Annotated in this window: 8 protein-coding genes; all 8 read right to left on the reverse strand. The window is 27.7% G+C overall.

Features of this window, described 5'->3' with window-relative positions; translation table 11 throughout:
- Positions 1–7 precede the first annotated feature (7 nt).
- The 8 genes from ACLR9T_RS02130 to ACLR9T_RS02165 all read right to left on the reverse strand — a co-directional run bounded on the left by ACLR9T_RS02130 (position 8) and on the right by ACLR9T_RS02165 (position 13,143).
- Complete coding sequence (locus ACLR9T_RS02130) at positions 8–1,141, reverse strand: glycosyltransferase (RefSeq protein WP_413107884.1); 1,134 nt, start codon at positions 1,139–1,141, stop codon at positions 8–10.
- On the reverse strand, positions 1,141–2,565 hold the full coding sequence (locus ACLR9T_RS02135) for a flippase (RefSeq protein ID WP_413107885.1): 1,425 nt from the start codon (positions 2,563–2,565) through the stop codon (positions 1,141–1,143). Before ACLR9T_RS02135 ends, ACLR9T_RS02130 begins: the two co-directional genes overlap by 1 nt.
- Position 2,566: 1 nt before the next feature.
- The gene (locus tag ACLR9T_RS02140) at positions 2,567–3,562 is read right to left on the reverse strand and encodes a glycosyltransferase family 2 protein (RefSeq protein WP_413107886.1); all 996 of its coding nucleotides are present in this window, start codon (positions 3,560–3,562) and stop codon (positions 2,567–2,569) included.
- Positions 3,562–3,912 carry a DUF2304 domain-containing protein gene (locus ACLR9T_RS02145; protein WP_413107887.1) on the reverse strand — a complete coding sequence of 117 codons (351 nt, stop codon included), beginning with the start codon at positions 3,910–3,912 and terminating at the stop codon, positions 3,562–3,564. The genes ACLR9T_RS02140 and ACLR9T_RS02145 overlap by 1 nt, the downstream gene beginning before the upstream one ends.
- Before the next feature lie 9 nt (positions 3,913–3,921).
- Complete coding sequence (locus ACLR9T_RS02150; protein ID WP_413107888.1) at positions 3,922–4,593, reverse strand: glycosyltransferase family 2 protein; 672 nt, start codon at positions 4,591–4,593, stop codon at positions 3,922–3,924.
- 54 nt (positions 4,594–4,647) lie between these two features.
- On the reverse strand, positions 4,648–5,571 hold the full coding sequence (locus ACLR9T_RS02155) for a glycosyltransferase (protein WP_413107889.1): 924 nt from the start codon (positions 5,569–5,571) through the stop codon (positions 4,648–4,650).
- Positions 5,572–6,475: 904 nt separating this feature from the next.
- Positions 6,476–9,928 carry a glucosaminidase domain-containing protein gene (locus tag ACLR9T_RS02160; RefSeq protein WP_413107890.1) on the reverse strand — a complete coding sequence of 1,151 codons (3,453 nt, stop codon included), beginning with the start codon at positions 9,926–9,928 and terminating at the stop codon, positions 6,476–6,478.
- Positions 9,929–10,032: 104 nt separating this feature from the next.
- Positions 10,033–13,143, reverse strand: a complete 3,111-nt coding sequence (locus ACLR9T_RS02165; protein WP_413107891.1) for an Ig-like domain-containing protein — start codon at positions 13,141–13,143, stop codon at positions 10,033–10,035.
- Positions 13,144–13,784: the final 641 nt, after the last annotated feature.

Consider the following 13,784-nt stretch of genomic DNA (forward strand, 5'->3'; position numbering starts at 1 on the left):
CACCTTTTTAATCTTTATTATAACTTTCAATAAATTCTATATATCTTACTTTAAACCTAGATGTTGTGAAATTTTCATAACTATTTAATGAATTAATAGATAATTGTTTTAATTGTTCTGTATTTGTGATCATCTCATTTATCTTCTCTTCAAATTCTTTATTATCTTTAACAATATAACCATCTACGCCATTATTAACAACTTCATTAGTTGAATCACCCCATGGTAAAACTATTGCTGGTACACCATAACGTTTTGCTTCTAAAATACTAAGAGGTAAGCCTTCATTTATTGAAGCAGAAACAATTGCTGAATAATTATTATAAACTGTCTTATCAGTAGTAAAACCTTTTAAAGAAATAAAATTTTCTAACCTATTTTCTTCTATATATTTTTTAATATTCTTTTCTAATTCTCCAATTCCATAGATATCTAATTTTACATTTTTACCTTCTTTTTTTACAGATTCAAATATTTTTATTAATCTTATTGGATCTTTATTTTTATCAAGCCGTCCCATAAAAATAAATTTTCCTATTCTATTTTCAACATTAACTTTTCTTATAATTTTTTCACCAGCAAAATTATAAATATAATCTGTTTTATATTTATTACATTTTGCTTTTTTAGCATCTATTTTAGTTCTAAAAACAACTAAACTAGGGTCAGTCATTAATTTAACCTGTAGCTTAGAAGCAATGCTACCTTTCCAAAAATACTCATATTTAGTATGAATTTCTAAAATAAAACGATTATCTTTACTCATATAAATTGCTGCAGCTGGAGAAGTAACGATAATTTTATCATTATCATAAAAATAATTTTTTAGCTTTATTCGACATATAGGTATAAATAAAAAAAACAAAATGCCACTATAAATCGCCTTAAAAACTTTCTTTAGCTCCCTATTTTTTAAATACTTAACAATTCTAAAAAAACGATTATCTATATTATAATTGTTTAGTATAATAATTTGATAATCAGAAAATTCCTTTTTATAACTTTCCTCACAATTATATATAGATACCAATTTAATATTATAATCTTTTTTCAGTTCTTGAAAAATATTTCTATATACCCCTATCAATCCCCCGCTTTGTGGTGGGGGAATTTGATCAAAAACAAAGTAAAGACTCTTCATTATAACCCTCCTTTATTTTTATTAGATAAAATTTTTAACAATGAATCTTTTGTTACTACTAGTAATAAAAGATACACAAATATTGCACAAACGATTTGAATAACAGTAGTATATATATGTATTTCTAAAATTATTCCAATAAAATAACAAGGTATTACTGCTATAATTGCAAATAATAAATATTTAAAAGATATTTTCCATAACCCCTTTAAGTTAATAACTTTAGCCATAAAATAATACTGTATAATAGTGACACTAAACTCAGCAAGTATCGTACCTAAAACTGCACCATATACACCCCAAACTGGTATTGTAATATAATTTATGATTACATTTAAAATTGCAGAAATCACACTTGATAATGTTAAATATTTAGTATTTTTTGTTGGTATAAGATATTGAGCACTAGAAATACTTGATAAGCCTCTAGCAATTATCACTGGTGATAAAGCAATAATTATTGGTGCCACCTCATCATATCCTTTTCCATAAAACCAAGGTACAAAGCCATATGAAATAGCAATTATACCTAAAGTCATTGGCATAATTAATAAAATAGTATATTTAGCAGTCATCCTTATACTTTCATTTAAAGCGTTACTATCATTATTTACAAACAAATTAGAACTTCTAGGTAACATTACTGAAGAAACGGCAGATATTGCTGTTACTGGTATTTTTACAATTTTATCTGCCTGATCATAAAATGCTATTAAAGCAGAATCATGAGTAAAATATTCCAACATAACTTTATCCATTTGATAATAAATAAGAATAACAATTTGTGGTAAAGCAATTTTTACTGTTGCTTTTAAATGTCTAAATACATGCAGCTCTTTTAAATTAATGCCAGAAACTAATTTTGAAATACTTGGATAACATATAAGAACTCCAAATACTTGGCATCCCCCCATTATAAGGATATATTTCCAAATATCATTAGGATTTTTAATAAATAAAAATATTAATATAACACATACTGTTTTTACCAAACTAGTTCTTAATACAACGGTTTTAAAATCTTCTATTCCATTATAAAACCAAATAATCTCACCAAATGATCCTACAAACCAAATCAATTGATAAAAAGAATAAACCTCGTATTTTGTTCCATTCATAAACCAATAATATAGTATAAACGTAAAAATTAATAGTATTACCCTTAAGATCAGCAATTCATAAAAAATATTTGATCTTTCTTTTTTATTATTCTTAACATATGCTATTTCTCGTATTCCATAATTAGTAAGCCCCAAAGCTCCAACCACTGCAAATATTTGACTAACAGAATCAATATAACTATAAACTCCCAAATTTTGTGGTCCTAATACTCTTGAAATATATGGGGATGTTATTAACGGAACAATTATGGCTAATAACTGAGATGCACAATTATAAAATATATTTGATATTGTTTTCTTCATTTTATTTATCCCTATTAGACAATGCTATTGCTTTAATAAAATCTTTAATTAATGGTTTATTAGTATTCCTGTTATTTATCTGATCGTGATGAATTGCTCCTTTTAAAACAACTAAAAGATTCTTTATTATTCCTTGCTTTGAAAAATTTTTCCTTTTATCCCAGAATACAATTGATTCTTTTAGTGATAAATAGTATTCTGGATTTAAATTTCTATTTTCCATATATTTATATAAATATCGTAACAACGGCAATCTTAATTCTGCATACTGATTTTCACGATTACCTTTAGTTTGTGATTTTGAAAATAATTGCTTTATCTTAGTTACTCCATATTTTTTACCTATTCCAATCGTATTGCTACTATGTTGACGATAATATATCAAAGGTTCTTCAATAGATACCAATCCTCCATATAAAGCAGCTACTATCGCAAACCAATAATCATGTGCCCAGCCATTTTGTAAATCACCAACAAAATCTAATAATTCTCTTTTAATCGCTGATGTGGCTCCCGTAACATAATTATCATTTAAAAGTTTTTTAAAAGCATTTTCTTGATTTTTTAAAAATTCATTTTTAAACCCTAGACTGTTATACAAATCACCTTTTATATTTAAATCTTCATCAGTCACATAAGCATTAGAAAATACAAGTAACGCATCTTGATTATTCATAAAAACTTTAATCATTTCTTTTGTTTTATTGGTTAGCCATATATCATCTTGATCACAAAAGAATATTATATCTCCTGTACATAAAGATATAGCCTGATAAAAATTTCTCGCAAATCCCATATTTACTTCATTACAAACTATTTTATATGATAAATTACTTTTTTCTAATATAGATTGGCAAATTTTGATTGTGCTGTCTGTCGAACAATCATCACAAATAATTATTTCATCAACTCCTAATTCCTGCTCTAAAATACTATTAAGTTGTTGTGTAATATATCTCTCTCCTCTATATGTACACATTGCCACTGATATCTTCATTAAAGTTCCTCTTTATCTTTAAGTTTTTTTTCTAATATCGCTGTATATTGAATCAAATTTTTTAACTTTTCTTCTAACATTGATACTCTTAAAAATAATGTAAATACTACAATAATAAGTAAGAAAATTATAAAAGCAAAAATCATATTAGCTGTAGATATAACCCCTATAAAGTTTGCTGCTACATATGCAATTTCAGGAAATATAGCAATTACTATTAACAAAAGTGAACAAATAATCCAAATTATTGCATAATCAGATCTTAGCTTTCCTTTTTTTACATTTTTAATCAATATTAGAAATAAAAAAATAGATAATATGATTAAAATAACCTTTAAACTAAGTGACATAAACTCCTCCTAATTAAAAAATATAATAGTAACTAATACTTTCATCATATATGATATTGAACTGCCAATACCTGTATAAATGCTTGTACCTGCTACTCTATCTTCCATTTTTACTTGTATTTCTTTAACTCTATAACCTTTTTTTATTTGATAAGCTAATGTATCCGGTTCTGGTTTTCTATTAACTTCATATGCATAATCCTTAATTAACTCCCTATTAATAATTCGCATTCCACTAGTTGGATCGTTTATTTTTTTACCAGTAGTTAACTTTATCATAAAAGTTATCAATCTACTTCCTAACATTCTTGCAGACATATGTTTTTTTTCATTTACAAATCTAGAACCAATTACAATATCATAACCATTTTCTATTTCCGTAACCATTGCTTCTATATATTCAGGAAGATGTTGTCCATCTCCATCAAATTGAATTGCAGCATCATAGCCATTTTCATATGCATATTTATAACCAGTTTGTACTGCTCCTGTTAATCCTAGATTTACTGGCAAATCAATATGATTAATATTGTTTTCATCTAATATTAATGGTGTTTTATCCTTAGAACAATCATTAATAACTATATAATCACAATTAGTGTTCTCCTTTTCTAGTCTTTTTACTACTCTTAATATATTCTCTTCTTCATTATAAGCAGGAATTATTACAAGTACTTTCATCTTAATCTCCTTTATACAATATTTTCTTATAAAAATAAACTTAATTTTTATTAATTAACTATTAATTGTAACCATAAAAAAGCGATATATTTTTTTTAAATAGTCTTTAGAAGTAAATAATAATAATATTCCCTCTTTTATAAATTCTAAATATTTTTTGTGCTCAAAAGCTTTTAACACATTATTAAATCTATTATTTGCATTCAAATATCGCTTAGCCTTTTTTTGTGTATTGTGCATATTTGTAAACTTTCTTGCTTTATTTATATCACTTATTTTACCTAATGAATATTGATTAGTTATATAATAAGCAAACAAATACTGCTCATATAAATTAGAACGTGATAAGCTTTGGGTTGTCATTCTATATTTTAGAACTGTTTTATTGATATTTGATATTTTATAGCCATTTAATATTGCTCTTAGAGTAAAATCATAATCTTCACATAAAGGTATCTCCCTATATCCTGATAGAGTATCAAAAACTATCTTTTTTCCAAACCATGTAGGATGAGAAATTACTTGATTATACCTTATACATTTTTTTATTTTTTCAAAATCACTAGGCACTTTTTTTATCGAATAAATTGCATTTCCATCTTCATCGATCATTTGTGATATACCACCAATTAAATCATAATTATTACTCTCCAAATACTCTTTTTGAATCTCTATACGATTACTAATTGATATATCATCAGCATCCATTCTACAAATATATTTACCTTTTGCAAGTAAAATAGCCTTATTTAAAGTCTTAGTTAAACCTAAATTATATTCATTAATATAAAATCTAATTCTGTGATCTTTTTTAGCATAATCTGAAATTAAATTTATATGAATATTATTATCAGGGTTATCTAATACAATTATAAATTCAAAATCATTAAAACTTTGATTTAAGATTGATTCAATAGATTGCCTTAAAAACAGTTCACTTTCTTTATATGTGGACATAATTACTGATACAAGACACATATCCATTGCTCCTTTCTACTTATTTTTTATACTTTCCAAGGTAATACTACTACAAATATAAATTAAATCAATAACTAATAAACTTTTATATTTTAATTATAGTGATCCTTTTCCGTATACAACACTTCTATTTCCTTTATTATAATTATAAAACCTATCACATACCACTATAACTAATTAGTAAAAGCAAAATAACGGGCCATATGTTCTTATTCTCATGGTAATTATGGTCCAGGTACTATATCTAATCCATTTATCCTTTTAATATATTTACAAATTCAAGTCATTTATCTTAAGATATTTTTCTAAAAAAATGACCAATAGAAGTAATTCTAAGATCATTTTTTTATTTTTTATTTAAAGGATACTCCTCTTTTGTCTTAGATACCTTTTTATTAACCTCTCTAATTCAGCTTCAGTAATAGGAATATTAATCTAAACTTATATATTTTATTTTAACTTTCCATTCTTGATAATTTTTCTTGAAATCTTCACTTGTAACAAATTTATATTTCACAAGTAATACTAATAGCAATATGCTATGTAAAAATAGAAACTTGATTTAACAAGCTATTTAATTTCATTCTATATTAAAACATGTACTTAATGAACAATGACTATTTATAAATATAAAATTCCTGAACTCAATATTAAATCTACATTTATATAAATATATGGTCATACAAAAAGATACATCACAATTCATTATTTAATAACATAATTAGCATTATTTATTCATAAATACACCTCAACAATCTTAGGATAATTATACATTAATAACACTTTTAATACCATCATTTTATTGTTATGGTCAAAAAATTACTATAACTTGTATTAATATTTTTAATTATAACAACTCAAAAAGGTGTAAAATGCTAGCTAGTACCATTTCACACCTTTATTACTATTTTTTTATAAAGCTATTAATCATATTTCCTGGTGCCTTTCCACCCTTTTCCACTAATTCTATCTTTATTGCCTCAATTCTTTTACTAAATCCTTCTGATCCTGCTTTTTCTCCATTTCTAGCCCAGCCTAACCAGCCATTTTCTTCTATACACACTTGATAATATATATCATATTGTTTTGACATTTCATCAGTTAATCTTATTTGAATGGCTTCTAATTGTTTTGCTCTTCCTACTGTTCCTGACAATTCCCCATTTGCTTTCCAATCACTTTCCCAGCCATAATCTTCTATATGTGATCTATACTCAACGCTTCCTTCATATCCAGGATTTTCTAATGTTATCTTTATTGCTTCTAACTGTTTTGCTTTTCCACTAGTTCCTGATAACTCTCCATCATATACTTTTTTCTGCCAACCATAATCTTCCACATGCCCACTATATCCTATATAGTACTTTTGTGTATACGGTCTTTGCATTGATCCTGGTGCTTCTTCTCCCTTTTCTACTAATTTTATTTCCATTGCTTCAATTCTATATGCATACCCTGCTGTTCCTGCTTTCTCTCCATTTTTAGCCCAGTCAAGCCAGCCAAGATTCTCTACATGCACCCGATAGTATATGTCATACTGGATAGACATTTCACCAGTTAACCTTATTTGAATAGCCTCTAATTGTTTTGCTCTTCCACTAGTTCCTGATATTTGACCATTTGACTTCCAATCATTTTCCCAGCCATAATCTTCTATATGTGATCTATATTCAATATTTCCACTGTATTTCTGACTTTCTAATGTTATTTTTATTGCCTCAAGTTGTTTTGTCTTACCAGTTGTTCCAGACATTGCTCCATCATAAACTTTTGATTGCCAACCATAATCCTCTACATGACTTGTATAACCTATATATCTTTGAATGTATGGTGTATTAGTATTACCTGGTGCACTTTCATTATTTTGAACAAGCTTTATCTCTATAGATTCTATTCTATATGAATAGCCTGATGTTCCAGCACTATCACCATTTTTAGCCCAGTCTAGCCAGCCTAATTTTTCTACATAAACCCGATAATAAACATTATATATATTAGCCATTTGACCAGTTAATTTTATCCTTATTGCCTCAATTCGTTTTGATAATCCTTCTGTACCTGATAAACCACCTTCATTAACCCAATTTTGCCAACCATAATCTTGCACATGACTTTGGTATTGAATACTTCCATTATTGATCTCATTATTATCTAAAAATATTTTTATAGCTTCTATTTTCTTTCCATTTATCCCACCAGATGTTTGTCCATTTGATTTAGAACTTTGCCAACCAATATCTTGAATATGTGTTGAATAAATAATATCTGGTTTATTTACAACAACTGAATTATCTTTTACCAATCGAAAATCAATTGCCTGAATATTCTTTCCACTTGTTCCAGCATTATTTTCTTGATCGACCCAAGGTTGCCAGCCAATATCTTCACTATGTACTCGATATTGTAATTTATAGCCAGATTGATTTTTTAGTGTAAAATTGACAAGTTGTAAAGCACTATTTGAATTTCCAATTATAGTAGAAGCTGTAATATTATTATAATTTAACCATGAACCATTACTATAAACTCTTCCGGATAATACAGCAGATTTGACTGCATTTTTAAGATTAATTTTAATTTGATATAACTGCAAAGAACGTCCTGTTGTTCCTGCCGTATTTGGTTCATTTACCTCATCTAACCAGCCAACATTTTGACTATTGGCTGAATAATATAAAGTTGGTTCATTTATATCTTTACCTGTAGGTTTCCCAGTAACATTTTCTGTATTTTGATCATTAGTACTACTTGTTGAATTATTTCCTTCACATACCACTGTTACACTTGATTTTGGAATATAGCCATAATCTGTATCAAAATTATATTCTGATTGACTTGGGTTTTGAATTATTCCAGTTCGGTTACTATTAACAGCTCCATCCGATTGAATCTTGTAATAATTATTTTTATCTCCATTTTTTAATACTATAAAAGCATAGTTTGAAGGTGCATAGGTGCTATATGTACTTTTAGAACTAATAGGATATGTTGAATATAATGTATTAGAATTGCTATTAGCATCACTTTTTATATTAATAATTGAATGATTAGTATTTAAAGTATCTTTTATTGCAATAGTATATTTTGATGCATCTTTTGTACCTAAATAATTATCTATTCTCCAGCAAACAGCTGCAGCTTTTTCACCCCAGTATGGATCTGAAGCATATTTAACATTCATACCACTTGCTTTATCTCCTAAATTAGCGCCATAATAACGACTATCAGTAACAGGATCTAAATACCCTTTAGAAACAAAATTTGCTGCATGATAATAAATACTATATTCTACAGAAGAATACCCATTAGCACTCCCGTTAGGATCACTATCATATGCTGCATGACCAAACAAATTATTTTTTTGTGCAGCAATATTACTACATCCCCATGCACTTTCATTTGCAGCTACAGATAACATCAATAATGCATTTGTACCATATTTGTTTTGATTTGAAATAAAACTATCTCCTAAGTTTCTTAGTTTTGAAGTTCTTCCATAACTTTTTTCAGATGTACCAACTAATGATGCTATAGCATCATTTAATTCTTTTGCTGTATATGTTGTAGTACTTCGATGTGATAAATATAAATAGTAATTATAATATGGTGAAGAACTATTAATTGCATTTGTTCTTCTGTTATTTCGATAATCACTTAACATTCTAGCATAACTTGATGCATTACTTCCTTCATAAAAATAATGCCCATCATAACTATAATAATCATAACCCTCTTTTAAATATGATGGTGCCGCACCAGCCTCTAATGAAGAGCTATAATTACTGTTTGATAAATTAGTAGAAATCCCATGATATAACTTACCATTTTTCACATAATATTTACTTAAAGTATTAACTTTAGCATCAGTATAATTTAATACCTCTACTTTATTAATATCAACCCATCCAACAACACCTGCCTGCATAAATTTAACTTTAGTAGGCTTTGATTCATTATCATAACCTAAAAAAGCTCCATCAGCTGCATAATATCCATTTGTATATCCCTCTCTATTTGTTCCTTCTTCAGAATATGAAGTATTAGTAGTTGCAGAGCTATATATTCTAAAATTGACCACAGCTGTAGATGAATTAGTAATTCTTTCATTACTTCGATCTTGAATTTTTTTAACCTTATTATTTTCAGACATATTTTTCTCAACATCTTCTAATAAATATACATTACCCTCTTCATCCATTGTTGTAACTTCTTCATCATCTTTTAAGAAATCTTCCGCAACAAACTTTTCATCTTTTGCCTCTTCTTGTGCAAATACTCCATTTAAAGGTGTACCGATAGATAAACTCATAGCTAAAACAACAAACGAAATAAACATACTCTTTATTTTATTACTCATCTTCAACCTCCATATTTATAAATTCTATTCCTACAAAATTATAACATAATATTGCTAAATTACTAGCAAAACTACAATTAAAAAAGAGCAGTCCTTACACTGCCCTAATTAGTAATTTTAATTTTTTCTAATTTTATTTCTATTGCTTCTACATGCTTAGATAACCCTGTTGTTCCTGCAATTTCTCCATTTTTAGCCCAATCAAGCCAGCCATAGTCTTCTACATGAACCCGATAATATATATCATAATTATTTGCCATTTCCCCTGTTAATTTAATTTGCATTGCTTCCAATGGCATTGATTGTCCTGTTGTTCCCACGGTCACACCATCACTTTGCCAATTTTGCCAACCTATACCTTGAATATATGTACGATATTGAACTGAACCTGTAAATAATTGATTCTCTAATGCAATTTTAATCGCTTCTAATTGTTTTGCTCTTCCTACTGTTCCTGACATTGCTCCATCATACTTTTTTGCCTGCCAGCCAATATCTTGTATGTGCGTTGAATATGATATATACCTTTGAATATGTGGTCTTTCTGTATTTCCTGGAGCTTCTCCTCCCCTTTTTACTAATTTTATTTCTATTGCTTCTAATTGTTTTGCTAATCCTGTTGTTCCTGCAATTTCTCCATTTTTAGCCCAATCAAGCCAGCCGTAGTCTTCTACATGAACTCGATAGTATATATCATAATGAGCACTCATCTCATCAGTTAATTTTATTTGAACAGCTTCTAATTGTTTTGCTTTTCCACTTGTTCCAGATATTTCACCGCTGGATTTCCAATCCTTTTCCCAGCCATAATCTTCTATATGAGATTTGTATTGAACACTTCCATTATATTCTGGATTCTCTAATATTATTTTTATTGCCTCAAGCTGCTTTACTTTTCCTACTGTTCCTGACATTGCTCCATCATATTTTTTTGCCTGCCAGCCAATATCTTGTATGTGCGTTGAATATGATATATACCTTTGAATATGTGGTCTTTCTGTATTTCCTGGAGCTTCTCCTCCCCTTTTTACTAATTTTATTTCTATTGCTTCTAATTGTTTTGCTAATCCTGTTGTTCCTGCAATTTCTCCATTTTTAGCCCAATCAAGCCAGCCGTAGTCTTCTACATGAACTCGATAGTATATATCATAATGAGCACTCATCTCATCAGTTAATTTTATTTGAACAGCTTCTAATTGTTTTGCTTTTCCACTTGTTCCAGATATTTCACCGCTGGATTTCCAATCCTTTTCCCAGCCATAATCTTCTATATGAGATTTGTATTGAACACTTCCATTATATTCTGGATTCTCTAATATTATTTTTATTGCCTCAAGCTGCTTTACTTTTCCTACTGTTCCTGACATTGCTCCATCATATTTTTTTGCCTGCCAGCCAATATCTTGTATGTGCGTTGAATATGATATTGATGAATTAGGGTTAGAAACTGTTACAAAACATTTAGCAATAATCCCATTAATTGTTGTTGCTGTAATCGTAGCAATACCAGCAGATACACCAGTCACTCTTCCATCACTATCCACTTTTGCCACATTACTATTACTTGTTTTCCATGTTAATATTTTATTATTTGTAGTATTAGATGGTTCAATTTGTGCATTTAATAACATAGATTGATTTACATTTAAAGTTAAATATGATTTATCCAATGTAATCCCAGTTATTGGAATGTTAGTACTACTTGATGGTATAGTAACATTAAATGTAATACTATTATCATTACTGCTTACAACATTTATTACAATACCACTATTGCTACCATCACTATAAAATAGTGTATCATTATCCCATTTATTTGTTGAAACTCTAGGTTTGCCAAACCTATTACGATTATATTTGTTTAATACTGCATTTCTAAGATCTCCCTCGCCTTTACCAAGCTGAGATTCCTCAGGTCTAAAAATATATAAGTAATCTTTTCTTCCATCATCAGAATTTGAAATATTACCATCTTTAATTTCACTATTTATGCGATATACTATTAAGCCATCATTATTGCTCGTTGCATCTCCTCGTACATCATTTCGTTTTTCATAAAATTCCACTACAAAAAATTCCTTATTATTATAGGGTGAATATAATTTAACTGCTCTTTTTTCACCTGGATTTGCATATTGAGGACGATTTAAAGTAATTGTCCCTGATGTCATTATTTCAGGTAATTTATTGCTCCATCCTAAATTATTATATTCACTACTCATGTATGCTAATATTCCCTGCGGATTATAATACGTTGTTTCTGCCATAACATCATAAAAGCCAACTGGATTACCATTATTATTATAACGATATAAATCAGGTAATCCTAAAATATGCATATACTCATGAATTATTGTTCCATAAGTACTTTGATTTAATGAAAAAACCCCTCCAGCATGCATACTATCGTATGTATTGATTAAATTATAAGTATCAACTGTCTTACCATGTAATTTAACATTAGGATTCATACCACTAATTTTATGTGACCATAGTAAATCAGACCATTGTACTTTATCCTCTGTTGCGCTATCTGCCTCAACAAAAAATGATATAGCGTCAATATATCCATCATTATTTTTATCTAAATCTCCTGCTGATAATACTCTTTCAATACTCTCTTTTGATTTAGAAAGAACTTCATTAATCAATTCCTTTTCTCTTTGTGACTTTTGACTATTAGAAGTATAACCTTCTTTATTACTATTACTCCACTTCATGTAATAACTTCTATTCTTTGAAAGCTTTACAGAAGTTACCTTTCCATTTATATCTTGTGGGAAAAAACTAGTTGTTGTAGTCATTTTATTATATGTATATTTTTCAACATACTGTTTCATTGATAATACAGGTACTTTATCATTTACAATATCCATATTTACATTGCCAGTATTCATTAAAGAATTTGCTTTGCTTAATGTTAGACTATCATCTAAACTAGTTGTTGGTTTATCTGGAAACTCCACTAGAATAGCTAAATAATTATTTTCCTGGGTTGCTGTAGATCTTTGAAATCTATTATAGGTGATTGGTTTAGACTTGCTTTTTTCTAATCCATACATTTCAGTATAATCAACAAATCCCCCTTTATGTTCTTCTAATAATGGTGTATCCATTACATTATTTTGTGCATTTACTGATATTAATGTGTAATTTCCTATTACTAGTATATTTATTAATAACATCATCAGTATTTTTCTTAATCTTTGATGCATTTTATTTTCCCCCTTTTTATTATTATAATAATATATATTTTATCATAATAAGCCCTTAAAAACTATTAAAAATCAATATATTGATTTTTAATAGTTTTTATTTACTAATTATAAAAAAAGAAATCTTACTTTTGTAAGCTTTCCCTATTTTTTGAATGTATTTAATTGTTAGAGCTTATATATTTGAGTTATTATCAGATAAGATGTAAAATAATTTTCTATTATATTCGATTGGCTTCATCCTACCATTTTCTTCTTTATCTATATGAATCTACTTTGACATTCTACTATATTATTATTAATAAGTTACTCTAAAATATTAGATAATATTCTCAAGTAATAAAATTGTTTTGAAAATAGTGATTCCCATTTGACAATTCTAAATACCAATTTAATTAAAAAATATAAACTCTTTTTTCGATTTTTGCCATTATAAGCATATAGAATGGTGTTTTATTTCACTATAAAATTAAAACAGGTATTAAGAACATTACAGTACTTCCTACTCGCAAACTTATGTCAAATCTTTATATAATTTTTTATAATCTCATTTGCATCTATACTATTGCATATTTAATAAAATCATTATCAAGCTCCCACCATGAACTTCCAAAATCAAACCCTAATCTTGCTGTGTTTTT

The organism is Thomasclavelia sp., assembly GCF_047249845.1.
Classification (GTDB): Bacteria; Bacillota_I; Bacilli_A; order Erysipelotrichales; family Coprobacillaceae; genus Thomasclavelia.